The following is a 25487-nucleotide window of genomic DNA, read 5'->3' as shown; positions in this document are numbered from 1 at the left end:
GTGTCCTATTCCTCGTCGGGCGTCAACGTCCCGAGGTTATCGTCCCTGAGCGAGCAACTGGTCGAGAATGCCGTTCGAACCAAAGTGGGTCTTGGTGATGTTGTCCCACGAACCGAACAGCTCTTCCGCGCGAAGCAGCTTGACGGCGGGGAACTGGCTTGCCGTTGCCTTCACGACCTCAGGGTTGTGGACACGATAATAAAACGTCGTGAGCTGCGTTTGGGCTTCCTTGGTGTAAAGATAGTTCAGATAGGCCGTCGCTTCCTTGCGGGTGCCCTTGGCGTCGACCACCTTGTCGACCACGGCCACCGGAAATTCCGCCAGGATGCTGACTGGCGGCACAACCACTTCGTAACCCGCGCTCTTGAATTCGTTCTTGATGTTGTTCACTTCCGATTCGAAGCTGAGCAGCACGTCGCCTTGCGCGCGTTCGGCAAAGCTGACCGTGGCGCCGCGGCCACCCGTATCGAACACGGCAACGTTCTTGAGCAGCTTGCCGACGAAGGCCTTGGTCTTGGCGTCGTCACCCTTGGTCTGCTGGTTGGCATACAGCCAGGCCGCCAGATAGGTGTAGCGCGCATTGCCCGACGTCTTGGGGTTCGGGAAGACGAGCTTCACGTCGTCGCGCACCAGGTCGTCCCACGACTTGATGTTCTTGGGATTGCCCTTGCGCACCAGGAAGGCAATGGTGCTGTAGAAAGGCGAGCTGTTGTTGGCGAATTTTTTCTGCCAATCCTTGGCCAGCCGATTGCGGTCGGCCAGGAAGTCGACGTCGGTGACCTGGTTGAAGGTGACTACATCGGCTTTCAGCCCCTGCACGATGGCCTGGGCCTGACGCGACGAGCCGCCATGGGATTGGTTGATGACCAGCGTTTCGCCCGACTCGGCCTTGTAGGCGGCGATGAACTTGGGATTGACGGCTTCGAACAATTCACGCGACACATCATAGGAACTGTTGAGCAGGGTCTTTTCCTGGGCATGCGCCGCGCCGCCGGCAAGGGCAGCCACGGTAACGGCGCTCAACATAAAAAATTTCTTGAACATGAACTCGGATTCCTTGATGAACAGCGCTTGATGGACAGCGAAAAAAGAAGAAAAAGAGGGGACGGTTCAGTGCGAGCCCAAAGGCGGCACGTGGCCGGCCAGCGGCGGCGTCCGACAGACGGCCACCGGCACGCGCCAGCGCGCGCGCCGGCGCAGGGCAGCCAGCAGTTTCAGGCCCTGGGGCCAGTTGCCATACCCCGATGCCACGTTGATGTGCCCGGCGTCTTCCAGCACTTCGAGCCGGCTGCCCCACGCATCGGCAAAACGGCGCGCGCGGTCCAGGGAGCAATAGGGATCGTTGGTGCTGGCCACCACCACGCTGGGGTAGGGCAGGGTATGCATGGGCACCGGACGGAAGCTGTGCAGCGTGTCAGGCGCACCAGGGCGTTCCACATCCGCTGGCGCAACCAGCAGCGCGCCGGCCACCTTGTCGCGGATGCCCAGCGGCAGATGCGCCACCGTCACGCAACCCAGGCTGTGGGCGATCAACAGCGGCGGACGGTTGGATGCGTCGATCGTCGCGGACAGTTCGGCCACCCAGTCGGCCAGCCGCGGCGTCTCCCAGTCGGCCTGCATGACGCGGCTGGCGCGCGGCAAGCAGCCTTCCCAGGCGCTTTGCCAGTGCTCGGGGCCGGAATTGCGCCAGCCAGGGACGATAAGGGGTTGTAGACGCATGGGATGCATCATCCCTGCTGTCTTCATTACTTGGAACGAAGATTTAATGTTTTGTTAATTACTATAAGTTCTATGAGCCGAAGCGCGTGCCGGGCCGCCCTGCCGCGCCCTTCGCCCTTTGCCTGGCATATCGATATGTGCAAGTATTGGTTCGCCGGCGCGCGTCCAGCCTACAGAATTGCTGGCTGCGACTGCCCCGTTGCGACGGTCTTACCGACACAAAACCATTACGTGGAGAACATTATGTCGACATTACGCCTCGGCGACACCGCCCCCGATTTCGAGCAGGACTCGTCCAAGGGCCGCATCAAGTTCCATGAGTACCTTGGCGACAGCTGGGGCGTGCTGTTTTCGCACCCGGCCGACTTCACCCCCGTATGCACGACCGAACTGGGCTACACCTCAAAGCTGGCGCAAGAGTTCGCCAAGCGCAACGTGAAGGTGCTGGCCCTGTCGGTGGACGAAGCCGCGTCGCACCAGAAGTGGATCGGCGACATCAACGAAACCCAGAACACGACCGTGGACTTCCCGATCCTGGCCGACGCCGATCGCAAGGTCTCTACGCTGTACGACATGATCCACCCCAACGCCAGCGCCACCGCCACCGTGCGGTCGGTGTTCGTGATCGATCCGGCCAAGAAGGTCCGCCTGACCATTACCTACCCGGCCAGCACGGGCCGCAACTTCGACGAAATCCTGCGGGTGATCGATTCGCTGCAACTGACCGACCAGTACAGCGTGGCCACGCCGGTCAACTGGAAAGATGGTGAAGACGTGATCATCCTGCCGTCCATCCAGGACCCGGAAGTCATCAAGTCCAAGTTCCCCAAGGGCCATACGGTCGTCAAGCCTTACCTGCGCACGACGCCGCAACCCAACAAGTAAATCATCAGGGCGGGTTCCCGCCCGCAACACGTGCGATCGACCGCCCGTTCAGCCTTAATGTCAGGGTTGGCGGGCGGTCGATGTGCGTTTAACTGTTGAGCCCTCTCGACGGCTGTCCAATGTCCTGCTAGGGTCACGATCTCGTCCACTCTTCGATCACTAGGGATCTGCTGATGAACAACACCGACGACCTCGGCAAACTGATTTTGCGCCTGACGCTGGGCATCCTGATTCTGCTGCACGGCATCAACAAGGTATTCAACGGCGTCGGCGGCGCCGAAGGCATGCTGGCGTCGCATGGCCTGCCGGCTTTCGTGGCGTATGGCGCGTACGTGGGCGAAGTGCTCGCGCCTATCCTTCTGATCCTGGGCATCTACGCCCGCGTCGGTGGCGTGCTGGTCGTCATCAACATGCTGTTCGCGGTTTTCCTGGCGCACATGGGCCAGTTGGGCACGATCACCAAGACCGGTGGCTGGGCCCTGGAACTCCAGGCGTTCTTCCTGTTCACGGGCCTGGCCATTGCCTTCCTGGGTGCAGGGCGCTACAGCATCGGCGGCAAGACGGGCAAGTACAACTGACGCCCACGGGGGCGGCTCTGGCCGCCCCTCGCGACGCTCATTACGCCGCGTCGGCCTGCCGCAGCCCGTGCGTGGGCTGCCGTGCGGCGCCCGCCAGCGAAGGCTCGATGGGCACCGCCGCATCCAGCGCGTCCAGCGGCTCGCCGCCGGCATTGCCCAGCAGCGACTGCCGGCTCAGGTGCGGGGCGAACATCTCGATGAATGACAGCGCGAAATTGCGCAGATACGCCCCCTTGCGTATGGCGACGCGCGTCATGTTGGACGCAAACAGGTGTTCAGCCGACACCGCGACCAGCTTGCGGTCTTCTTCCGGATCGTAGGCCACCGACGCAATGATGCCGACGCCCAGGCCTGCCGCCACATAGGTCTTGATCACGTCGGCGTCCATCGCGGTCAGCACGATGTCGGGGGTCAGATCAGCATGCGCAAACGCTTCGTCGATACGCGACCGGCCGGTCAGGCCGGTGTCATAGGTAATCAACGGGTGGTCGGTCAGTTCATCCAGCGTCAGGCGCGCCACGTTCGCCAGCGGGTGGCCGTGCGGCACCACGACGACGTGGCTCCACCGGTAGCCCGCGAACGAGCGCAGGCGCGTATCGGTGGCCAGGCTTTCGGTTGCAATGCCGATGTCGGCTTCGCCCGCTGCCACCCATTCGGCAATGTGCGTGGGCGACCCTTGCTGCAGGTTCAGCCGCACATGCGGAAAGCGCTGTCGAAACGCCTGCACCACGACCGGCAAGGCATACCGTGCCTGCGTGTGGGTCGTGGCCAGCGTCAGCCGCCCCAGGTCGCGCGACGAGAATTCCTGGGCGGCGCGCTTCAGGTTTTCCTGTTCGATCAGCAGCCGTTCGATGATCTTGATCACTTCCTTGCCAGGTTCCGTCAGCCCGGTCAGGCGTTTGCCGGCGCGGTCGAACAGGGTGATGCCCAGTTCGTCCTCCAGCTCGCGGATCTGCCGGCTGACGCCGGGCTGGGACGTGAACAAGGTGTTGGCCACTTCGGTCAGATTGAAGTCACGGCGCAGGGCCTCCCGTACCGAACGCAGTTGCTGGAAATTCACGCTGTTGCTCCTTGGGCGGGACGCGATCTCCCGGAAACCGCACATGGTGCCTTGTAGGTAAGTTGGAACCAACGACCGTGTTTGCATGACCTCATCTGTTCGGCGCATAAAGACAGGAATGTTCTAACGCACCGGTTCCATATGGTTTTATGGAATAAACAATAAGCAAAGACTTCGTTCCCTTAGCGCGTCGTGTCCCGGAATATGGCGGCTCGACAATAAAGCAGGGGAAGCGGGCATGACACGTTGGAAGACTTTGGGTGTGGCGGTTGCACTGGCAGCGATGATCGCCGCGGCGCCTGCCGTCCATGCGCAAACCAAGCAGACCCTGCTGAATGTGTCGTATGACCCGACCCGTGAGCTGTACAAGGATATCGACAAGGCTTTCGCCGCGAAGTACCTGAAGGACGCCAACATTGCCGTGACCGTGCGCCAGTCGCATGGCGGCTCCGGCACGCAGGCTCGGTCAGTCATCGACGGACTGGACGCCGACGTGGTCACGCTGGCGCTCGCTTACGACATCGACGCCATCGCCGAAAATGCCAAGGCTCTGCCTGCCGACTCGCAGAAGCGTCTGCCGCAGAACAGCTCCCCATATACGTCCACCATCGTGTTCCTGGTGCGCAAGGGCAATCCCAAGGGCATCAAGGATTGGGGCGATCTGATCAAGCCGGGCGTATCGGTCATCACGCCAAATCCCAAGACCTCGGGCGGCGCCCGCTGGAACTACCTGGCCGCCTGGGCCTATGCCCTGGCGCAGCCGGGCGGCAACGAGGCCAGCGCCCGCGCCTATATCGGCGAACTGTTCAAGCACGTTCCGGTGCTGGACAGCGGCGCCCGAGGCGCCACCACATCGTTCGTGGAACGCGGCCTGGGCGACGTGCTTCTTGCCTGGGAAAACGAGGCGCTGCTGTCCTTGAAGGACCTGGGTCCGGACAAGTTCGAAATCGTGGCGCCGTCGCTCAGCATCCTGACGGAACCGCCGGTGGCCGTGGTCGACAAGAACGTCGACAAGAAGGGCACCCGCGCCACGGCCGAGGCCTATCTGAAGTTCCTGTACACGCCCGAAGCGCAGGAAATCATTGCCAAGAACTATTACCGTCCGCGTGATCCGGCGGTGGCGGCCAAGTATGCGTCGGCCTATCCCAAGGTCAAGCTGATCACCATCGACGATGTGTTCGGTGGATGGCAGAAAGCGCAAAAGACGCATTTCGCGGATGGCGGGACGTTCGATCAGCTCTATCAACCAGGCAAAAAATGATTCTTGGCGTAGCTTCATGCTGCGGTAAACGAAGCGCGCCACGGGCGCGCCGTTTGCATTCCGGAAGGTGGGTGGCATGAGCGCCCACGCACCGGCATCGCTGCCGCCCCTTTCGTCCCCGCCCCCTGCCGCGCGGCCTTCTCGCGTGCGGCGTGTTGGCGTCCTGCCGGGCTTTGGCCTGAGCATGGGGTTCACCGTCCTCTACACCAGCCTGATCGTGCTGATCCCGCTGTCCACGCTCTTCTTCAAAAGCGCGACGGTGGATTGGGCCACCTTCTGGGCCACGGTCACCGCGCCGCGGGTGGTCGCTTCCTATCAGCTGACCTTCGGCGCGTCATTCATTGCCGCGCTGGTCAATCTGGTGTTCGGGTCCATCGTCGCCTGGTGCCTGGTGCGCTACACCTTTCCCGGCAAGAAGATCGTCGATGCCCTGGTCGACCTGCCCTTCGCGCTGCCAACGGCCGTGGCCGGCATCGCCCTGACCGCGCTGTACGCGCAGAACGGCTGGCTGGGCCGCTATCTGGAACCGCTAGGCATCAAAGTGGCCTATTCGCCATTGGGGGTGGTGGTGGCGCTGATCTTCATCGGCTTGCCGTTCGTGGTCCGTACCGTGCAACCCGTGCTCGAAGACGCCGAACGCGAACTGGAAGAAGCCGCGGCCAGTCTGGGCGCGGGCCGCGTCCAGACCTTCCTGCGGGTGCTGCTGCCGACCTTGCTGCCCGCGCTGCTGACCGGCTTCGCGCTGTCGTTCGCGCGCGCGGTAGGGGAGTATGGGTCTGTCGTCTTCATTTCCGGAAACATGCCCATGGTCTCCGAAATCACGCCGCTGCTGATCATCAGCAAGCTCGAGCAATACGACTACGCGGGCGCCGCTGCGATCGCGACCGTCATGCTGGTGTTCTCGTTCGTGCTCCTGCTGGTCATCAATGCGCTGCAATGGTGGCAGGCCCGCCGCGGCATCGGGAGGGCCCTCTGATGTCCGCATCGCGTCCCGATCATCTGACCGAGCCCGTGGCCGTACGAATTCTGCTGCTGGGAATCGCCTTTGCTTTTCTTGCTTTGTTTCTGGTGCTGCCGCTGGCGGCTGTCTTCCTCGAAGCCTTCAAGAAAGGCTGGCAGCTGTATCTTGAAGCGTTGGTGGAACCTGATGCGTGGTCGGCCATCAAACTGACCTTGCTCGTTGCCTTGATCGCCGTGCCGCTGAATGTGCTGCTGGGCATTTCGGCCGCGTGGTCCATCACCAAGTTCCAGTTCCGCGGCAAGCAGGCGCTGATCACCCTGATCGACCTGCCGTTCTCGGTATCGCCCGTGGTGGCGGGCCTGGTGTACGTGCTGCTGTTCGGCAGCCGGGGCTGGTTCGGCGAATGGCTGCAGGCGCACGATCTGAAAATCGTCTACGCGGTGCCGGGGGTGGTGCTGGCCACCACGTTCGTCACCTTCCCGTTCGTGGCGCGCGAATTGATCCCGCTCATGCAGGCGCAGGGCAGCGAAGAAGAGCAGGCGGCCTTGACCTTGGGCGCGTCGGGCTGGCAGATCTTTCGCCGCGTCACGCTGCCCAACATCAAGTGGGGCCTGCTGTACGGCGTGATTCTGTGCAATGCGCGCGCCATGGGAGAATTCGGGGCGGTGTCGGTCGTCTCTGGACGGATCCGGGGCGAGACCAACACCATCCCGTTGCACGTTGAAATTCTGTACAACGAATATGCCTACCAGGCGTCGTTTGCGGTGGCCTCCATGCTGGCGGTACTGGCGCTGGTGACACTGGTATTGAAATCATTGGTCGAGTGGCGATCGTCCCGGCAGGGCGCCGAAGCCGGCCTGCCTGCCGAGTATCCCGGCCCGGGCGCCAGCGCGGTGACCGGCCCCGGGACAGGCCCTGGCCGGCCCTCGGTTCGACCACAGACCCTTGCCGCATGATCGGCACAAGGATGCTCCATGAGTATTGAAGTCCGCAATCTGTCCAAAGCCTTTGGATCCTTCAAGGCGTTGAACGATATTTCGCTGCATATCGAATCCGGCGAGCTGGTCGCGCTGCTGGGGCCGTCGGGCTGTGGCAAGACCACGCTGCTGCGCATCATCGCGGGACTGGAAACGGCGGATCAGGGCAGTGTGCTGTTCTCGGGCGAAGACGCGACCGACGTGCACGTGCGTGAACGCCAGGTCGGTTTCGTGTTCCAGCACTATGCGCTGTTCCGTCACATGACCGTGTTCGAAAACGTGGCGTTTGGCCTGCGCGTCAAGCCGCGCGCCATCCGCCCGAGCGATGCCGAGATCCGCGAGAAGGTCCACCGCCTGTTGAACCTGGTCCAGCTGGATTGGCTGTCGGACCGCTATCCGTCGCAACTGTCGGGTGGACAGCGTCAACGCATTGCGTTGGCACGCGCGCTGGCCGTGGAGCCGCGCGTGCTGCTGCTGGACGAGCCCTTCGGCGCGCTGGATGCCAAGGTGCGCAAGGAACTGCGCCGCTGGTTGCGCCGCCTGCATGATGAATTGCACGTGGCCAGCGTCTTCGTGACGCATGACCAGGAAGAGGCGCTTGAAGTGGCCGACCGCGTGGTGCTGATGAACCAGGGCAAGATCGAACAGGTGGGTACGCCGCGCGAAGTATGGGAGCGCCCCGCGACCCCGTTCGTGTACGGCTTTCTGGGCGATGTGAATCAGTTCCAGGGCCGCGCGCACGGCGGGGTGGTCGATGTGGAAGGCTACGCGCTCCAGACACCCGAACATGCGTCGGCGCAGGACGCCAAGGCAACGGCTTATGTGCGGCCGCACGAATTCGACGTGCGGCGCGGCGCATTGGGCGATGAAGGCATCGTCACCACGTTTTCCCGTGCGTATCTATCGGGTCCCAGCGCCTATCTGGAGCTGGTGCGCGAAGGCCGCGAGAACCCCATTGAAGTGGAAATCCCGGTTTCCGAGTTCCAGCAACTGAACCCGCAGAATGGCGAAACGCTGGTCATCCGGCCGCGCAACGCCCAGGTATTCCTGACATGAGCACGACATTGCATGACAGCGCGGCGGCCCTTGACGGCGCGCCGGGCACGCCGCTTGGCGATGCGTTCCCGGCATCGGCCACCGCCGATGCGTTTGCAACGTCGGCCGCCGCCGATGCGCCCCGATCGCCGGCCGCTGCCGAAGCCCGCTACGACGCCCTGGTTTCCACCTTGCGCGACATTGCCGACGAGCACCCCGACGTCGTCCTGGCTTCCTCGCTGGCCGCCGAAGACATGGTGCTGACCCACGCGATTTTCGCGAACGACATTGCGATCGACATCTTCACGCTCGACACCGGCCGGCTCAACCCCGAAACGCTGGGCATGATCGACACGATCACCGCGCATTATGGCAAGACCGTCCGCGTGGTCCGCCCCGACCCGATCGCGGTCGACCGGTATGTGAACGAACACGGCGCCAACGCCTTCTACGAAAGCGTGCCGCTGCGCAAGGCCTGCTGCGACATCCGCAAGGTCGTGCCGCTGCGCGGCGCGCTGGCGGGACGCAGCGCGTGGATTACCGGGCAGCGGCGCGAGCAGGCGGTCACGCGGGGCGAACTGCCCGAGCGGGAACACGACCCCGTGTTCGGCCTTGAAAAGTACAACCCCCTGGCGCTGTGGACGCAGGACGACGTATGGCAGACGCTGCGCCAGCTGGGTGTCCCGACCAATCCCCTGCATGACCGGGGCTACCCATCCATCGGGTGCGAACCCTGTACCCGCGCCATCCGCCCCGGCGAAGACCTGCGCGCTGGCCGCTGGTGGTGGGAGTCATCCGACTCCAAAGAGTGCGGGCTGCATGCCGGCAATGTGTCGGCCATACCCGTCTCCGTTGTTGAATTTTCGAAGCGTTCAGGCTGAATCATGTCCACTACTCTGACCCCCACGCGCAGCCATCTCGACTGGCTGGAAGCGCAGGCCATCTTCATCATGCGCGAAGTCGCGGCCGAATGCGCCAAACCCGTGCTGCTGTTTTCGGGCGGCAAGGATTCCTGCGTGCTGCTGCGCCTGGCCGAAAAGGCTTTCCGCCCGGGTGCGTTTCCGTTCCCGATGATGCACATCGACACGGGCCACAACTTCGACGAAGTGATTGCCTTTCGTGACGCCCGCGCCGCCGAACTGAACGAGACCCTGATCGTGCGCAGCGTGGAAGATTCCATGAAGCGCGGGTCGGTCGTGCTGCGCAAGGAAACCGATTCGCGCAACGCGGCGCAGGCGGTGACGCTGCTCGAAGCGATCGAAGAATTCGGTTTCGACGCGTGTATCGGCGGTGCGCGCCGCGATGAAGAAAAGGCGCGCGCCAAGGAGCGCATCTTTTCGTTCCGCGACGAGTTCGGTCAATGGAATCCCAAGGCCCAGCGTCCCGAGCTCTGGAACCTGTACAACACGCGCGTCCACAAGGGCGAGAACATGCGAGTGTTTCCGATCTCGAACTGGACCGAGCTGGACGTATGGCAATACATTGCGCGCGAGAACCTGGCGCTGCCGTCGATCTATTACGCGCACCAACGCGACGTGATCCGCCGCAAGGGCCTGCTGGTGCCGGTTACGCCCATCACCCCGCCCGCTGACGGCGAAACCATCGAGAACGTGACCGTGCGCTTTCGCACCGTGGGCGACATTTCGTGCACGTGTCCGGTCGCATCCGATGCCGCCGATCCGTACGCGATCATTGCCGAGACGGCCGTGACCGACATCACTGAACGCGGCGCCACCCGCATGGACGACCAGACCTCCGAGGCCTCGATGGAGCGCCGCAAAAAGAAGGCTATTTCTGATGAACGCGATGACCGATCCCGCATTCTTTTCCACCGAAGATACCGGCGTGCTGCGCCTGATCACGGCGGGTTCCGTGGACGATGGCAAGTCGACCCTGATCGGCCGCCTGTTGTACGACAGCAAGGGCATCTTTGCCGATCAGCTCGACGCCATTTCGCGCGCCAAGTACAAGCGCACCGTGGGCGACACGATCGACCTGTCGCTGCTGACCGACGGACTGGAAGCCGAGCGCGAGCAGGGCATCACCATCGATGTGGCCTACCGCTATTTTTCGACGCCCAAACGCAAGTTCATCATTGCGGATGCGCCGGGGCACGAGCAATACACGCGCAACATGGTAACCGGCGCATCGACGTCCGACGTGGCCATCATCCTGATCGATGCGACCCGCGTGGTCGATGGCCAGTTGCTGGCGCAGACGCGCCGCCACAGCATGCTGGTCAAGCTGCTGGGCCTGCAGCATGTGGTGGTGGCCGTCAACAAGATGGACCTGGTCGGCTGGGACGCCGCCGTGTTCGATCGCATCCGCGAAGCGTATTCGGCATTGGCCGCCAGGCTGGGCATTGCCCATTTTCATGTGCTGCCGCTGTCGGCGTTGACGGGCGACAACGTCGTCACGCGTTCGCCACACACGCCGTGGTTCGACGGCGAACCTTTGCTGGCGTTGCTTGAATCGCTGGAAGTGCGTGAAGGCAACGATCACCACGCGCTGCGTTTTCCCATCCAGATGGTGGCGCGTCATGGCGGCGACCGGGCCGACGACTTCCGCGGCTACATGGGGCAGGTGGCCAGTGGCACCTTGCGCCGTGGCGACCGGATCGTCGTGCAGCCGGCTGGAACGCAAGCCACCGTCAAGGATCTCGTCACCTTCGACGGATCGGTGGATGTGGCGATCGCTGGCGACGCCGTTACCGTCGTCTTGAATGAAGACGTGGACGCGTCTCGGGGCGATGTGCTGTCGCATGTCGAGACCGCCGGCACCGTCACGCGGCAGTTCGATGCCGAGATCTGCTGGCTCGATACGCAGGCGCTGAATCCGGCGCGCAAGTATCTGCTCAAGCAGGGAACGCGGCTGACGTCGGCCAAGATCAAGTCCGTGGTGTCGCGCCGTGACATCCATGAATTGCTCGACGTGCAGGATGGCACGGTCCAACTGGCGATGAACGACATTGGCCGCGTCGTGATCGCCACGCGCGATCCGCTGGTGGTGGATCTGTATGACGAGATCGCCACGACCGGCGCCTTCATCCTGATCGACGAGGCGACGCATCAGACGGCGGCGGCGGGCATGGTACGCAAGGCGTTGGCCGACTAAACGCCGTTCTGGCGGGCAGCCCGGCGGCGGCGTGTCTGTTGAACGTGGGCGTGGCCGCGCCGCACCGGTCACGCCCGCTGCCGGCCCCGCCAGGGCTGCATGGTAAAAGGGCTGGCGTGTCGAACCTGCTGCAGGTTGACGCGCTGGCCCTTTGTCTTTGTGTATGGAGCGTTCTATCGTGGCGTTGCCCGTGGGAGAAATCCTGAGTCTTGCCAATGTGCTCGTCGATGTGTCGGGCCGTTTGATGAAAAGCTACAAGAATCGCAAGCGCATCGCCGCGCCTGATCCGGATGCCGATCCCAAGGATCAGGTCCACAGCCTGGTCGAGCAGTTGCACCAACTCGAAGCCGTGCAGGAAAAGCAGGCCGAGCTGATCCTTCAGTTGACGGAACAGATGCAGAGCGTGACCCAGGCGCTGGCCGTGCAGGACCAGCGCACGCGGCGCGCCAACTGGGCGCTTGCGGCCGCGCTGATCGCGTTGGGCGTCAGCGTGGCGGCGTGGTGGGTAAACGGGTCGATGGGGACGTAGGCGGCTCGGGCCGCAGCCACAACCACGTGGCCACGATGGCCATGATGGCCGACCCCAGTGCCGCATATTCCCAATGACTGGCCGTCATGAACAGCAGCACGGCACACAGCGTCATCATTACCGTCGCACTCCACTTCGCGCGGCGGCTGACGGAGCGATGGGTTCTCCAGTCCTGGATCATCGGGCCGAACAGGCGATGGCCTTCGAGCCACGCCGCCAGCCTGGGCGATCCGCGCGACGCCAGCGCCGCCGCCATCAGAATGAACACCGTGGTAGGCAGGCCCGGCACGAAGATGCCGATCACTCCCAGCGCCAGGCACAGCAGTGCGCCAAGCAGCAGTATGAAACGCACAACGGCATTCGGGTGCGTCATGTGGGGTGTGCCTTCCGGACCGGGATGGAAGCGGCGTCAGGCATCGCGCCCGGTCTCCGTGCGCAACCATTTCTGGAACAGCCGCGTCGGCATGGCAGGTGTGATCCACCATTTTCGCTGGATGTTGTCCCACTGCGCACCCAGCTGTTTGGCGGCGTCTTTTTCTTCGTAGGGAACGTCCAGGTAGACACGCCCGGCAAGCTGCGGTGACACCGTGGGCGGATGGGGCGTGGCCGCAGCAGGGGATGAGGGCGGCAGTGGCCTTGTGCGCAGCGGTGTCCGTACCGATGCCGCTTGCCCCGTACGCACGGCAGACGCGGGCCGCGCCGCCAGACGCATCGCGTGCACGTACGGATGCGTTTCGCCAGCCAGTGTGAACAACGTCAGGGTGTCGCTGGCGCGGGTGATCGCCACATAGAACAGCCGCCGTTCTTCGCCCGATTCGGCGCGGGCATCGGGAAACTCGCCGCGCGCCAGCCAGGGCAGCAGCACGTGTTTCCATTCCTTGCCCTTGGCATCGCGCACGGTGGACAAGGTCAGTCGCTGTGCGTGCTTCTTCAACGCGCTGGATCGAGCCTGCGCCTTGTCCAGCGACGCCAGGAACTGGCCGGCGTCCAGTCCCGTGCGTGCGGCATAGGTAATGAAACCGGCAATGGACCGGCTGACAGCGTCCGCCTGGTGTTGATGGACAAACAGCCGGCGCGTGGTGTCGGCAATGTTCAGGTGGGCCGCGGCATGCGCCAGCAGGCGGCCCGCGTTCCAGTTGGCACGCTCCGCAATCAACGCATCGCACACCGTGGCGAAGCGTTCGCGCCATCGCCGCGTCACGGCATCGGGCGCATGCTCGCCATCGTCACTGCGCGTGAGCTGACCACGATGGAAGTCGCGCAGGGTATCGGGCTGGCGGGCAATGGTGCGTTCGGCGTCGACCCACTCGGCTTCCGAATAGCGCAGCCCGGCAAACATGCCCAGCGCCCGCAGCACGCCACGCACGTCAGCCAGCGCGGTCACGGGCGCGATGGTGCCCTGCACGATGTGCAGGATGCCGCGCAGCATCCGTACTTCGACGCGGTCGAAATAGCTGGAAAAGCCTTCCGTCTGATACGGCACGCCATGCTCGATCAGCATGTTTTCCAGTTCGATGCTTTGGTGATGATCGCGCAGCAGCACCGCGCAGTCATTCCAGCGCGCATCGGCCGATGCCTGATTCAGTTGCATCAGCGTATCCAGCACCTCGAGGGCACAGTCGCCCGTGGCGTGACTGCTGCCATCGTCGCCCTGTACCGTGTAGGTCGTGACCTGGATGTCGGTATCGGTGGCGCGGGACGACGTGAAGGGCTGGCCGGTCAGGGCGGCCGCCCCCGCGCTCAGCGTCGCGCCGCAGCGAAAGGATGCCGTCAGCGGCAGCCGCTCGGTGCCCGGAAACCGCGCCAGGAAGGCCTCGCCCATGTAGCGGGGGTCGGCGCCGTTCCAGGTATGGATCACCTGCTCGCGATCGCCCGCGGCAATGACACGAGTGCCCTGGGTGGTCAGGTGCGCCAGCAGGTCGACGTGCCCGGCATTGGCATCATGCCATTCGTCAGCGACGATCAGGGCGTGGCGCGGAAGCTCCGGCGCTCCGGCTTCGACCGACAGGATGCCCAGCGCGTCATAGACCAGGTCCTGTTCGCTCTGGAAGGCAAGGCTGCCCCAGTCCAGGCAGCGCATGCGCTCGTATTGCCGGCAGATCGCCACCAGGCCGCGCGGCAGGTCCAGGCTCTCGGCAATGTCGTCGTCGGACTCGTCGTCGAACCGCCGCATGGCCAGCGTGCCCTTCAGCCGCGACATCTGGTTCAGAAGGATTTCGGCATGCAGGTTCGTCAAGTCATAACGGTAATCGGGGTCGGCATCCGGCGCTTCCGATGCCAGTTCGATCGCTTCGAACAGATAGGGGCGAAGGGCTTCGGCCGATTCAAGGTAGACCGTGGCCCCGTCGATGGCGCCCGCTTCCTGCCAATGATCCAGCAGGCTTTTGGCGTACGCGGGGTAGGTGGCGACACGGACGTGCCGCGATGCACTGGCCTGGCTGAGACGCTGACGGAACACCTGCTCGGCCGCGGGCGTGAACACCAGCACCAGAATGTCGCGCGCCGGCATGCCCTGGCGTTCGCGATGGGCCACGCAGTGGGCAAGGGTAGTGGTCTTGCCTGATCCCGCCACGGCGCCGATCAGCAGGGCGCGTCCGGGGTGGCCGATGATCTGGCGTTGTTCAGGTGTCAGCAAAAGAGAAGCCATGGGCGGAAGTGTAATTCAGCCCCGGCGCGGGCGGCCCGGTGGCGCAGGCACTAGTCGGGCATCGGCAGGTCGTTGAAATGCTTGAATTCCTGTAGCGAAAACGACGTCTGGACCTGCTTGACGCTGGGCAATCCGTGCAGTTTCTGTTGCAGCAATTCAGAATAGGCATCCAGGTCTTTGGCCACGACCATCAGCAGGAAATCGGACGGGCCCGATACCCCATGGAACATCACGACTTCCGGAATCGCCTGGACTGCTTCCACGAATTGGGCCGAACAGGCCTCGTTCTGGAAGTCGATGCTGATGCTGACGAAGGCCACCACGCCGTAGCCCAGCGCCCGCCGATTCAGCCGCGCGTGGTAGCCAGCGATCAGGCCAGACGTTTCCATCTGGCGGATGCGCCGCCAGCACGGCGACTGCGACAGGCCGGTCATCTGCGCAAGTTCGCCCGTGGTCAGCCGCGCATTCTGCTGCAGGGCGACCAGCAACTGGCGGTCGACGTTGTCAGTGGGTACTCGCATAGTCATCTCCGTGCCCGCGTGTAGTTTGAATAGATTATTCAATGAAGTTTAGCTTGCGGGTCAGTCAGCGCAAAATAGGCGGGTTCATTGAATAGTACGGATGGGTCATGCTACGATCCGGCGACGCCCGGCCAGGCCTGCCGCCTGCCGTTTCTCCTGGCGCCGCCCCCTTTCCAGGAACGACGAGGTCACCATGAAGTTGAAGAATGCTGTCAAGACATTGACCTGTGGCGCAGCGGCGCTGGCGCTGCTGACAGCGGCGTCCGCCGCCTTGGCGCAGTCGGCGCCCATCCGGATCCTGGTCGGCTTCCCGCCAGGGGGCAGCACCGACGTGATCGCGCGTCACCTTGCCATTGGCATGCAGCATGAATTGAATCGCACCGTGGTCGTTGAAAACCGGGCAGGCGCGGGCGGTCAGATCGCCGCGCAGGCGCTGAAAGGTTCGCGGCCCGATGGGCTGACCCTGTTCCTGTCGAACAGCCACACGGTGTCGATGATCCCGCTGACCCTGCTCAACCCGGGTTTCGAGATCAAGGACTTCACGCCGGTCGGCCTGGTCGCGGTCAACCCCGACGTGTTCGCCATCAATCCGGCCGTGGTGGGTACGCCCACCGCCGGTCTGCGCGACTTTGCAAACTGGGCCAAGGCCAACCCGGGCAAGGGCAATGTGGGCGTGCCGGCGCCGGCCAGCGCGCCCGACTTTGCCGTTGGCGTCATTTCGAACGCGCTGGGCACTGACCTGAAGTCGGTGCCGTATCGCGGCGACGGCCCGGTGGCGCAAGATCTGGTCGCCGGCCAGATCGCGGCCGGCATCGGCTCGGTCGGCGCCATGCTGCAGTTCGCCAAGGCCGGCAAGGTGCACATCGCCGCCGTGAACGGCACGCAGCGCCTGGCTCTGCTGCCCGACGTTCCGACGTATGCCGAACAGGGCGTCGCGGGCTACGAAGAAGTCATCTTCACGGCCATGTTCGCGCCGGCCGGCACGCCGGCCGATATGGTCCAGACCTATAACGCGGCCATCAGCAAGATCGTGAAGTCGCCCGACTTCATCGAGAAACTGAGCGCCCTTGGCATTTCGGCCCAGGCCAGCACGCCTGCCGAACTGGGTGACCGCGTCGCCAAGACCAACCGCGCCTGGACCACCATGGTCAAGAACGCCAACTACAAGCCGATGTGACGGGATTGCCCATCATGGCCCTGCGCACGGCATGCGGTGTGTCGCCCGTTGCGCATCTGAACGACGCCGATCGCGAGCGCGAGTATTCACCCAGCTCGTGTATCGGCGGCAACTACGCCCCGTTCATAAAAGCCTATGCCGACCTTAGCGCCCAGGCGCTGGCCCGGCATGCGGCAAGGCGGGACCTGGCGTATGGGGCTCAGCCGGCGCAGAAGCTGGACCTCTTCCTGCCGGCGGCCTGCAAGGGCGCCACGACAGGTAACAGCGCCGAGGCAGGCTCGGCCTTACCGGCCTTGCTGGTGTTCATCCACGGCGGGTACTGGCAGGAACTGTCGAAAGACCTGTCCCTGTTCGGCGCGCCGGGGGCGCTTGCGGAAGGTGCGGCGTTTGCCGCGCTGGACTACACCCTGGCGCCTCACGCCACCGTCCACGACATGGTGATGGAATGCCGCACCGCCTTGCGGTGGCTGCATGCCCATGCCGACGAGTTCGGATACGACGCGTCCTGCATCGTTGTCGCGGGCAGTTCGGCCGGCGCGCACCTGGCGGCCATGGCCGGCCTGCGGTCCTGGGCCGATGATGCCGAGCTGCCGGTCGGCCTGCCTGCGGCGTCGGTGCTGGTGTCGGGCATCTACGACCTGTCGCCCCTGATCGGCACGTCGATCAACGACGCGCTGTCGCTCACCTCCGCCAACGTGACGGCAATTAGCCCGCTGCATTGGCCTGCCCTTGGCGCGCCGCCGTCGATCGTGTGCTGGGGCGAGATCGAAACCGGCGAATTCAAGCGTCAAAGCCAGGCGTATGCTGACGTGCTGGCGGCTGCCGGTGCGTTGACGGACTGCTTCGAGATGCCCGCGCGCAATCATTTCGACGTCATCACCGACCTGACCACGCCCGGCACCCTGCTGGGGGATGCCTGCCTTGCCTGGCTGCGTGCCCCCGCTGACGGCGCTGCGGAATCGTGTGCGCTGCCCAGAGCCGTCCCCGGGCGGCTCTTTCCATTTTGTCTGACGGATTTGCCATGAAAGAACAGCTGATACAAGACCTGCGCGCCCTGCTGGGCGACGAGGCCGTCCTGACCGGAGACGCGGTGACCGGCCGCAGCGCGGGGCTTTCCGCCCGGACGCACTGACTGCCTATGCGCTGGTGCGCCCCAGGACGACCGTCGAGGTGGCCGAGGTCATGAAGCGGTGTGCGGCCATGGGCCAGCCGGTGGTCACGCACGGCGGCCTGACCGGACTGGTGCGCGGCGCCGACGCTTCGCCCGACGAATTGATCCTGTCGATGGAACGCATGACTCGGATCGAAGGCATTGACGTGGCCGGCCGCACCATGACGGTCGAAGCCGGCGTCACGCTGCAGCAGATCCAGGAAGCGGCAGCCGCGGTGGACCTGTATTACGGCGTGGACTACGGCGCCCGCGGAACGGCGACCATTGGCGGTGGCATCGCCACCAATGCCGGTGGCAACCGCGTGATCCGGTTCGGCATGACGCGCGCGTCGGTGCTGGGCCTGGAAGCCGTGCTGGCCGACGGCCGCGTCATCTCGTCCATGAACACCATGATGAAGAACAATTCGGGCTATGACCTGAAGCAGCTGTTCATCGGCAGCGAAGGCACCTTGGGTGTCGTGACGCGCGCGGTGATCCGCCTGCATGAAATGCCCGCCAGCCAGTGCACGGCGCTGGTCGCGGCCACGGACTTCGACGCCGTGGTGCGCCTGCTCAAACACATGGACCGCAAGCTGGGCGGGCAACTGGCCGCCTTCGAATTGATGTGGCAGGCGTACTTCGACCTGGTGTCGACGCCCCCGGCGCAGGGCCGCTCGCCCTTTGCCGAACGGTATCCGTACTATGTGCTGCTTGAATCGCTGGGCGCCGACCAGGACGCTGACAGCGTGCGCTTCATGCAGGCGCTGGAAGAGGCCATGGCTGACGAATTGATCGTGGACGCCACGGTGGCCCAGTCGCTGGACCAGCGCGATGCGCTCTGGCGCATGCGCGACAGCGTCGAAGAAATGTTCAAGTTCGGCAAGTCTTTCAACTACGACGTGTCCTTGCCCGTGTCCGAAATGCGGGCCTACGCCGACGGCGTGTCGGCCGCCGCCGCGCGCAACTGGCCGCAAGGCCGCTGCTGGATTTTCGGCCATATGGGCGACGGCAATCTGCATGTGTCGTTTTCGGTGGGCGATGGGTCGGACGAGACCAAGCACCGGATCGACGAGATCGTGTACGGCCCGCTGGCGGCGTTCCGCGGGGCGGTGTCGGCTGAACATGGTATTGGCCTGGACAAGCGGTCGTGGCTGGGCGTGTCGAGGACCGACGAAGAACTGGCGCTGATGCGGCAATTGAAGGATTTCCTGGATCCGCAAGGGCTGCTGAATCCGGGCAAGGTGGTCTGACGGGGCGTGGGAAGGGCGGGAGCGGGTTGGGGTTAGGGCAGGAGCAGGAGCAGGAGCAGGAGCAGGAGCAGGAGCAGGAGCAGGAGCAGGAGCAGGAGCAGGAGCAGGAGCAGGAGCAGGGCAATTCTGTGCCGTGGTTGCTGCGGCGTGAGACGTTTTTGGCCTGACCAGTACTTGCGGCGGATACTGTATGGATATACAGTTCTTCCATGGACCGTAACCGTTTTCCTTCTTCCGACGCTTTTCCGCCCGATGCCGAGGCGGAACCCGCTTGGCAGCCGCTGCGCCCGCTTCCCTTCAAGGGACGCGGCGCGGTCCGGAACGTGGCCCATCGCTTTGAAAACGACGCACGGCAGGCTGCCGATGACGGCTGGAACAACGGGTGGGCCGGGCCTGGCGGCGAACACACGGGGCGTGCCGACGGGGCAGGGAAGGCTCGTGCCGGGAACAAGGCGGCAGGGGACGCCCGGGTGGGGAACGATGGGGCAGGGGGCGCTTGCGCGGGGAACAGTCGTGCGGAACAGGCGCCTGCACGGCAGGGGCGGATAGGGACGGAAGACGGTCCGGCGACCGCCGCCACTATCGTAGGGATGGCCCCTGGTTCTGATAGGGCGTGGGCGCGGTCCGCGGCCGTGGCGCCTGACGGTTCAGTCCTCACCGATTTTTCTCACGCATTCGATCCGCCTGTCGCGCCACCTTGCGACTGCGACGCCGCATTGCCCCCGCTGCGCACGACCGTTACGGTCGAACGGGCCCGGCAGATCCTGTCGCGCAACGATTCGCCCGACATTCCGTTCGATCGCGCCATCAATCCCTACCGGGGGTGCGAACACGGCTGCGTCTACTGCTTTGCGCGTCCTACGCATGCGTACCTGGGCTGGTCGCCCGGGCTGGACTTCGAAACCCGGCTCATCGCCAAGGAAAACGCCGTGGAGGCGCTGCGGCGCGAGCTGTCCCGCCCCGGCTATCGGGTCGAGCCGATCAATATCGGTGCGGCCACCGACGCGTACCAGCCGATCGAACGGCAGTGGAAGCTGACCCGGGGCTTGCTGGAATTGCTGCTGGAAACGCGGCATCCGGTCACCATCGTGACCAAAGGCGCGCTGTTGACACGTGACGTCGACCTGCTGGCCGCGCTGGCTGAGCGCAATCTGGTGGCGGTATATGTTTCGGTGCCCACCTTGGACCCCGACGTGGCGCGCAAGCTGGAGCCGCGCGCGGCTGCCCCGCATCGGCGGATCGAATCCGTGCGCACATTGAGCTCGGTGGGTGTACCGGTTGGCGTGTCCCTGGCGCCGGTCATTCCCTTCATTACCGATGACCAGATGGAACACGTGCTGGCCGCCGCGCAGGACGCCGGCGCGCGTACGGCGTTCTACACAATGCTGCGGCTGCCATGGGAGGTCAAGACGATATTCAGCGACTGGCTGGACGCGCACTTCCCCGACCGGGCGGCACGGGTGCTGCACCGGATCGAAGACCTGAGAGGCGGCAAGCAGAACGATCCCCGCTTCGGTACCCGCATGCGAGGCGAAGGCATCTGGGCGGAACTGTATGCGCAGCGTTTTGCAGCCGGGCTGCGCAAGGCCGGCATGGTGCGGGAACGGGTGGAACTGGATCGAACGGCGTTCGTCGCGCCTGTCAGGACAGGCGCCGCGCGAGGGGCTCGTGGGTCAGGCGGGTCGGGGCAGGCGGGGGTAAGTCGCGCTGCAGGTGATGTGGGTAGGGTGGGGGATGGGGGGTGGCGGCGTCGGTCAGCGCAGCTCCGCAATTGTCTTTATTCGCTTGAAGTCTTCGCTTGCATGATGTCCGCGGGCGCCTGGTGATTCCACTCGCCTGATGGCGGGGCGGCCGGTTGCGGCTGACCTTCTCGGGCTCGACGCCGTCAGAACCACCGCCCTTCGAATACCGCCTGGAAGAACAGCGCCAGTCCGGTCATCAAAATACTGCTGCCGACGGCCAGGGTGGCGATGGCGACCAGCACCGGTAGCCAGCCGGTACGGCTGCGGCGCGTCTGTCCGGCGTTGTAGCGCGCGTCGAATTTTTCGTCGGGCGTCAGGCACAACACCAGAGCGTGGATGAAGCCGCCCACGACCGGTATCAGGAACAGGAAGAACGCGGGCGAGAAATACCAGGGATCGGCGCGCAGCGCGGTGCCCACGGTCAGGAGCGAGAACGTCAGCACCAGCCAGGCGCGCGGCAGCCCCAGGTACCACAGCTGGGCGCCGGTGCACCCCAACGCGGCAGCCAGCAGACCGGCCACTGCCTTGTGGCGGAAAGGGCGAGCGCCTGGTCCGCTCGCAGTGGTGACGGCCGCGTTGTCGTCGGTGCTGACGGTCGCGTCGCCTGCGCCGATGACGTAGGCGTCCTCTGTGGTACGAGCGCGGGTCGAAGTCGGTGTGTTGCCGGGCATGGTGTGGCGGGAATCCATCGAAGAACACCTTGATTTACAAGGACTTTACCTGACGCCGGCTTGCAGGTGGGGTCAGAGCACGCTATACTTTTTGGCTATTTGCAAGTCAACCCTCTTTTTAGGATTACCTACCATGGTGGTGATTCGTATGTCGCGCGGCGGTTCCAAGAAGCGCCCATTTTACAATCTGGTCGCTACGGATTCGCGCAACCGCCGTGACGGCCGTTTCATCGAACGCGTGGGTTTCTACAACCCGGTCGCTTCGGAAGGCGAAGAAAGCCTGCGTATCGCGCTGGACCGCGTCGAATACTGGAAGCAGAACGGCGCCCAACTGTCGCCGGTCGTGGCTCGTCTGGTCAAGGGTTACGGCGAGAAGGTTGCTTCGGCAGCCTGATCTTGAGTGCAAGCACTCGGGCGCGCAGGCCTTCAATGGCACGCCCGCGAAGGCAGGTCTGTTCAGCCGCCTCCAGGTAGCTTGCAGGTAAGCCTTGTGCAGGTAAGCTTTGATTCGTACCTGAAGGCCATTGACCGCCTGACTGCTTTTGCCGTGTGATCTTCCGGGCCGGTTGATCGCCGTCGCCAGCGTGTGTGTCCGCTGTGCCGCGTCATCCGCCCGGGGTTGTGTTCGATCCGTGATCCATTTCCCGCTCAAGGTACGCCATGTCCGATGATCGCGACGCCGGCGCACCGACGCCAGACGCCACCGCACCCACCGACCTCATCGAGGTCGGTCATGTTGCGGAAGCGCTGGGGGTGCGAGGTGGGCTGAAGGTCCAACCGTACTCGTCGCAACCCGACACCCTGCTTGCCGCAAAGGTGTGGTGGCTGCGCAAGACGCCCAAGGGCGCCCAGCCGGCGCCTGGCGCGCAGGTTCTGAAGGTTTCGGTACTGAACGCGAAGCGGCACGGTGCGACCGTGTCGGCAACGTGGTCAGGTGTGAATGATCGCGATCAGGCGCAAGCCTGGCGCGGCTGGTCGGTCCTGGTGCCGCGCAGCCAGTTTCCGGCGCCTTCCGAGGGCGAGTTCTACTGGGTCGATCTGATCGGCTGTCAGTTGCTCGGCCTAGGCGAAGACGACCCGAAAACCGGTGAAGCGCCCAAGATCGTGCTGGGCAACGTCGTGGATGTCACCGATAACGGCGCCCACGCTATCCTTCGGGTCGAGCGTGTGTCGCCCGATGACGCCGCGCAGCCGCTGCTCGATGCCAAAGGCAAGGTTCAGGAAATCCTGGTCCCGTTTGTCGACGCGTTCATCCGCAACGTCGATCTGTCTGGCCGTGTGATCGACAGCGACTGGCCGGCAGATTTCTGACGTGAACGACGGTGTGACCCGCGACGCGAATGCAGGTGTCGCCGCCGACGAAACGCCAGACGTCGCCGGGCATGGAACGCCAGACCGTATCGGGTCCGCGTCCGCTGCGTTGCGGTTCGACGTCGTCACGCTGTTTGGTTCGATGTTCTCGGCGGTGACCGAGCAAGGTGTGACCGGCAGGGCGCACGTGCAGGCCCGCTGGCAGTTGAATGTGTGGAATCCTCGTGATTTCACGACCGACGTGCATCGCACCGTGGACGATCGCCCTTACGGGGGCGGTCCGGGCATGGTGATGCGGGTCGACCCGCTGGAAAAGGCGGTGGCGGCGATCCAGGCGGATCGCGCTTGCGCAGCACCCGTGATCCTGATGTCGCCGCAAGGCCGACGTTTCGATCAGGCCCGTGCCCAGGCACTGGCCGACAGCCCAGGCGCAATCCTGGTGTGCGGGCGGTATGAAGGCATCGACCAGCGATTCATCGACCGGTGGGTGACCGAGGAAATTTCGCTGGGCGACTTCGTGTTGTCGGGCGGGGAAATCGCCGCATTGGCGGTCGTGGATGCCACCGTCCGCTTGTTGCCGGGTGTGCTGAACGACGGCGAATCGGCAGTACAGGATTCGTTCAACGATCACCTGTCCGGCCTCCTGGATTGTCCGCATTACACGCGGCCGGAAGTGTTCGATGGCGTGCCGGTACCCGACGTGCTCATGTCGGGCCATCACGCCAATATCGTTGCATGGCGCCGGCGCCAGTCGCTGGAAGCCACGGCGCGCAAGCGGCCCGACCTGATCGTGGCGGCGCGCGAGCGAGGCTGGTTGAGCCGCGACGATGAAAAGTTTCTGTCTAGCCTTACCGGGCGCGACGGGAAATAAGATGGCTGGTGTCCGCTTCGGCGGGCAGCAGCCGGACGCAGATCTGCCGGGCATCGGCCTGGCGGGGTTTAACCCCATCCTCTGGAAGCGGTGGCATCGCCATAACACTTGGCCGCTTTGAATGATGGTTGACGGAGTAGTAAAGATGAATCTGATCCAGATCCTGGAACAAGAAGAAGTCGCCCGCTTGATGGAAAACAAGACCATCCCCGCATTCGCTCCTGGCGATACGGTTGTGGTCAACGTCAACGTGGTTGAAGGTACGCGCAAGCGCGTTCAGGCTTACGAAGGCGTGGTGATCGCCCGCCGTAACCGTGGCCTGAATTCGTCGTTCATCGTTCGCAAGATTTCGTCTGGCGAAGGCGTCGAGCGTACGTTCCAGTTGTATGCACCCACCATTGCCTCGATCGAAGTCAAGCGTCGTGGCGATGTGCGTCGTGCCAAGCTGTACTACCTGCGTTTCCGCTCGGGCAAGTCGGCACGGATCAAGGAAAAGCTGGTTCGCAACAGCTCGGCGGCGCAAGCTGCTGCAGCTGCCGCAGCCAAGGCGTCGGCGCAGTAATTCCGACGCATCCTTGGATGCAGTGGTGAAAAAACGGCCTCCGGTTTCGGAGGCCGTTTGTGTTTGGCCCCCCTTGGCGCTTCGCGCCTCCCCGGGGGCGGCGCCAGCGGACTGGCGAAGCCAGATCCGCGGTGCCCTGGATAAAGGCGGCGCCTTCTCGAGAGGTTGTACCGGTGGACGGGTGGTGATTGCCCCCTTGGCGCTTCGCGCCTCCCCCAGGGGCGGCACCAGCGGACTGGAAGAGATTGCCCCCCTTGGCGCTTCGCGCCTCCCTCGGGGGCGGCACCAGCGGACTGGCAAAGCCAGATCCGCGGTGCCCTGGATAAAGGCGGCGCCTTCTCGAGAGGTTGTACCAGTGGACGGGGGGTGATTGCCCCCTTGCGCTTCGCGCCTCCCCCAGGGGCGGCACCAGCGGACTGGCGAAGCCAGATCCGCGGTGCCCTGGGTACGGGCCGCGCTCCCCTTGCGCGGTAGCACTGCTGACTGGAGGAGCTAATTCGCGGTCCGCCTAGGGTGGCCGTGCTTGGGCGAAGGGGGGCTAGGATGCTGTTGTTCGAGCCAAGGGGTCTTGGCGAACCGTTTGCCGTCATATTTACTTACGCGCTTGCTCGCATTGCAGTCGTTTTGCGATGAGACTGCCGTATCCTTCTGCCATGTCCCGTTCCGACGCTTCCGACTCTTCCCTGTTCCCGCCGCCAGGCGGTGATGCCGGCGCGGCGCCGGCGGCTGATCGTACGGTCGTGTTGCCGGCTCGGCGCAAGCCGCTGGGGCCGGGGTTTGATCCCGCTTCCCAGCCCTGGGAGGCCAATCCCAGTGGTTTGCGGCCCGTGCCGCCCGATCGTCTGACGGTCATGGCCCTGCGTGCCCGGTTTGCCCGGCCTCCCGCGTGGACGCCCGAGTCCGCCGAAACCTGGTCCACCCGATTCCCCGGCCCCGAGACCGGGCTGCGGCTGGCGTCAGTGTTGGTGCCCCTGGTGATGCGCGCGTCGGGCGTGCAGGTCATGCTCACCCAGCGCACGGCGCATCTGCATGACCATGCAGGGCAGATCAGCTTTCCGGGGGGACGGGTCGAGAAGACGGATGCATCGGTGATCGCCGCCGCGTTGCGCGAGACGCAGGAAGAAACCGGCCTGCCGCCCGACAAGGTGGAAATCATCGGGCAGTTGCCGGATTACGTGACCAGCACCGGGTACAACATCGTGCCTTTGGTGGGCCTGGTGCAACCGGACTTCGACCCGGTGCCCAATCCGTTCGAGGTGGCCGAGGTGTTCGAAGTCCCGCTGACTTTCCTGATGGACCCCGCCCATCACCGGGTGCACCGGGTGGCGTTGCCGCACAACGGCAGCCATACGTATTTTTCCATGCCTTATGGGAAGTACTTTGTGTGGGGCGCGACGGCCGGCATGTTGCACAATCTCTATCGTTTCCTCGACGCCTGAGCGCTGTGCGCAAGGTGGCCGACGCGC

Annotated in this window: 25 protein-coding genes and 1 pseudogene; 19 read left to right on the top strand and 7 right to left on the bottom strand. The window is 64.3% G+C overall.

Annotated elements, in window-relative coordinates; genetic code table 11:
* Window positions 1-36 precede the first annotated feature (36 nt).
* Window positions 37-1044 (bottom strand): thiosulfate ABC transporter substrate-binding protein CysP, encoded by a 1008-nt coding sequence (gene cysP / locus ACNANG_RS05070; protein ID WP_420226258.1) that lies wholly within the window; start codon window positions 1042-1044, stop codon window positions 37-39.
* A 66-nt stretch (window positions 1045-1110) separates the two neighbouring features.
* Entirely contained in the window at window positions 1111-1719 is a 609-nt protein-coding gene (locus ACNANG_RS05065) for an RBBP9/YdeN family alpha/beta hydrolase (RefSeq protein ID WP_420226257.1), read from the bottom strand.
* A gap of 243 nt (window positions 1720-1962) precedes the next feature.
* Here ACNANG_RS05065 and ACNANG_RS05060 point away from each other — a divergent pair, with 243 nt between their 5' ends.
* Window positions 1963-2604: a peroxiredoxin gene (locus tag ACNANG_RS05060; RefSeq protein ID WP_420226256.1), complete on the top strand. Its 642-nt coding sequence runs from the start codon at window positions 1963-1965 to the stop codon at window positions 2602-2604.
* Between the two features lie 173 nt (window positions 2605-2777).
* Window positions 2778-3182 (top strand): DoxX family protein, encoded by a 405-nt coding sequence (locus ACNANG_RS05055; RefSeq protein ID WP_420226255.1) that lies wholly within the window; start codon window positions 2778-2780, stop codon window positions 3180-3182.
* Window positions 3183-3222: 40 nt separating this feature from the next.
* On the opposite strand, the gene ACNANG_RS05050 is transcribed toward ACNANG_RS05055, so the two are convergent.
* Window positions 3223-4242 (bottom strand): CysB family HTH-type transcriptional regulator, encoded by a 1020-nt coding sequence (locus ACNANG_RS05050; protein ID WP_420226254.1) that lies wholly within the window; start codon window positions 4240-4242, stop codon window positions 3223-3225.
* 283 nt (window positions 4243-4525) lie between these two features.
* Here ACNANG_RS05050 and ACNANG_RS05045 point away from each other — a divergent pair, with 283 nt between their 5' ends.
* The 8 genes and pseudogenes from ACNANG_RS05045 to ACNANG_RS05010 all read left to right on the top strand — a co-directional run bounded on the left by ACNANG_RS05045 (window position 4526) and on the right by ACNANG_RS05010 (window position 12119).
* Complete coding sequence (locus ACNANG_RS05045; protein ID WP_420227456.1) at window positions 4526-5503, top strand: sulfate ABC transporter substrate-binding protein; 978 nt, start codon at window positions 4526-4528, stop codon at window positions 5501-5503.
* Between the two features lie 184 nt (window positions 5504-5687).
* Window positions 5688-6479 (top strand): sulfate ABC transporter permease subunit CysT, encoded by a 792-nt coding sequence (gene cysT / locus ACNANG_RS05040; RefSeq protein WP_420227455.1) that lies wholly within the window; start codon window positions 5688-5690, stop codon window positions 6477-6479.
* Window positions 6479-7420: a sulfate ABC transporter permease subunit CysW gene (gene cysW / locus ACNANG_RS05035; protein WP_420226253.1), complete on the top strand. Its 942-nt coding sequence runs from the start codon at window positions 6479-6481 to the stop codon at window positions 7418-7420. The genes cysT and cysW overlap by 1 nt, the downstream gene beginning before the upstream one ends.
* Before the next feature lie 18 nt (window positions 7421-7438).
* Window positions 7439-8497, top strand: coding sequence for a sulfate/molybdate ABC transporter ATP-binding protein (locus tag ACNANG_RS05030; RefSeq protein ID WP_420226252.1), 1059 nt, complete (start codon window positions 7439-7441; stop codon window positions 8495-8497).
* Entirely contained in the window at window positions 8494-9357 is an 864-nt protein-coding gene (locus ACNANG_RS05025) for a phosphoadenylyl-sulfate reductase (RefSeq protein ID WP_420226251.1), read from the top strand. Before ACNANG_RS05030 ends, ACNANG_RS05025 begins: the two co-directional genes overlap by 4 nt.
* Window positions 9358-9360: 3 nt before the next feature.
* Window positions 9361-10274, top strand: a pseudogene (gene cysD / locus ACNANG_RS05020) (sulfate adenylyltransferase subunit CysD).
* The gene (locus ACNANG_RS05015) at window positions 10274-11590 is read left to right on the top strand and encodes a sulfate adenylyltransferase subunit 1 (RefSeq protein WP_420226250.1); all 1317 of its coding nucleotides are present in this window, start codon (window positions 10274-10276) and stop codon (window positions 11588-11590) included. Before cysD ends, ACNANG_RS05015 begins: the two are co-directional and overlap by 1 nt.
* 163 nt (window positions 11591-11753) lie before the next feature.
* Complete coding sequence (locus ACNANG_RS05010) at window positions 11754-12119, top strand: hypothetical protein (RefSeq protein WP_420226249.1); 366 nt, start codon at window positions 11754-11756, stop codon at window positions 12117-12119.
* Here the strand turns inward: ACNANG_RS05010 and ACNANG_RS05005 are convergent.
* From ACNANG_RS05005 to ACNANG_RS04995, 3 genes are read right to left on the bottom strand one after another with little or no spacing between them, the layout of a single operon-like run.
* A complete protein-coding gene (locus tag ACNANG_RS05005; RefSeq protein ID WP_420226248.1) occupies window positions 12076-12492 on the bottom strand; it encodes a YbaN family protein in 417 nt (138 codons plus the stop codon). The genes ACNANG_RS05010 and ACNANG_RS05005 overlap by 44 nt on opposite strands.
* A 36-nt stretch (window positions 12493-12528) precedes the next feature.
* Window positions 12529-14766 carry a 3'-5' exonuclease gene (locus ACNANG_RS05000; protein WP_420226247.1) on the bottom strand — a complete coding sequence of 746 codons (2238 nt, stop codon included), beginning with the start codon at window positions 14764-14766 and terminating at the stop codon, window positions 12529-12531.
* A 50-nt stretch (window positions 14767-14816) separates the two neighbouring features.
* Window positions 14817-15287 (bottom strand): Lrp/AsnC family transcriptional regulator, encoded by a 471-nt coding sequence (locus ACNANG_RS04995; RefSeq protein WP_420226246.1) that lies wholly within the window; start codon window positions 15285-15287, stop codon window positions 14817-14819.
* Window positions 15288-15480: 193 nt separating this feature from the next.
* On the opposite strand from ACNANG_RS04995, the gene ACNANG_RS04990 reads away from it, so the two are divergent.
* The 4 genes from ACNANG_RS04990 to ACNANG_RS04975 all read left to right on the top strand — a co-directional run bounded on the left by ACNANG_RS04990 (window position 15481) and on the right by ACNANG_RS04975 (window position 20690).
* Complete coding sequence (locus ACNANG_RS04990) at window positions 15481-16464, top strand: Bug family tripartite tricarboxylate transporter substrate binding protein (protein WP_420226245.1); 984 nt, start codon at window positions 15481-15483, stop codon at window positions 16462-16464.
* A 14-nt stretch (window positions 16465-16478) separates the two neighbouring features.
* Complete coding sequence (locus ACNANG_RS04985; RefSeq protein WP_420226244.1) at window positions 16479-17489, top strand: alpha/beta hydrolase; 1011 nt, start codon at window positions 16479-16481, stop codon at window positions 17487-17489.
* Window positions 17490-17610: 121 nt separating this feature from the next.
* Window positions 17611-18864: an FAD-binding oxidoreductase gene (locus tag ACNANG_RS04980; protein ID WP_420226243.1), complete on the top strand. Its 1254-nt coding sequence runs from the start codon at window positions 17611-17613 to the stop codon at window positions 18862-18864.
* A 590-nt stretch (window positions 18865-19454) separates the two neighbouring features.
* A complete protein-coding gene (locus tag ACNANG_RS04975) occupies window positions 19455-20690 on the top strand; it encodes a PA0069 family radical SAM protein (protein WP_420226242.1) in 1236 nt (411 codons plus the stop codon).
* Window positions 20691-20749: 59 nt separating this feature from the next.
* Here the strand turns inward: ACNANG_RS04975 and ACNANG_RS04970 are convergent, their stop codons facing one another.
* Window positions 20750-21295 carry a hypothetical protein gene (locus ACNANG_RS04970; RefSeq protein WP_420226241.1) on the bottom strand — a complete coding sequence of 182 codons (546 nt, stop codon included), beginning with the start codon at window positions 21293-21295 and terminating at the stop codon, window positions 20750-20752.
* Between the two features lie 115 nt (window positions 21296-21410).
* Here ACNANG_RS04970 and rpsP point away from each other — a divergent pair, with 115 nt between their 5' ends.
* The 5 genes from rpsP (at window position 21411) to ACNANG_RS04945 (ending at window position 25460) form a co-directional block, all read left to right on the top strand.
* Window positions 21411-21671, top strand: a complete 261-nt coding sequence (gene rpsP / locus ACNANG_RS04965) for a 30S ribosomal protein S16 (RefSeq protein ID WP_420226240.1) — start codon at window positions 21411-21413, stop codon at window positions 21669-21671.
* Between the two features lie 266 nt (window positions 21672-21937).
* Window positions 21938-22588: a ribosome maturation factor RimM gene (gene rimM, locus ACNANG_RS04960; RefSeq protein ID WP_420226239.1), complete on the top strand. Its 651-nt coding sequence runs from the start codon at window positions 21938-21940 to the stop codon at window positions 22586-22588.
* 109 nt (window positions 22589-22697) lie between these two features.
* Window positions 22698-23459: a tRNA (guanosine(37)-N1)-methyltransferase TrmD gene (gene trmD / locus ACNANG_RS04955; RefSeq protein WP_420227454.1), complete on the top strand. Its 762-nt coding sequence runs from the start codon at window positions 22698-22700 to the stop codon at window positions 23457-23459.
* Between the two features lie 145 nt (window positions 23460-23604).
* The gene (gene rplS, locus ACNANG_RS04950) at window positions 23605-24021 is read left to right on the top strand and encodes a 50S ribosomal protein L19 (protein WP_179590509.1); all 417 of its coding nucleotides are present in this window, start codon (window positions 23605-23607) and stop codon (window positions 24019-24021) included.
* Between the two features lie 764 nt (window positions 24022-24785).
* Window positions 24786-25460, top strand: a complete 675-nt coding sequence (locus tag ACNANG_RS04945; RefSeq protein ID WP_420227453.1) for a CoA pyrophosphatase — start codon at window positions 24786-24788, stop codon at window positions 25458-25460.
* The last annotated feature ends 27 nt before the right edge of the window (window positions 25461-25487 follow it).

Origin of the sequence: Pigmentiphaga litoralis, from assembly GCF_048632615.1 — a bacterium.
GTDB classification, from domain to species: domain Bacteria; phylum Pseudomonadota; class Gammaproteobacteria; order Burkholderiales; family Burkholderiaceae_B; genus Pigmentiphaga; species Pigmentiphaga litoralis_B.
This window is presented reverse-complemented; position numbering and strand designations above follow the sequence as displayed.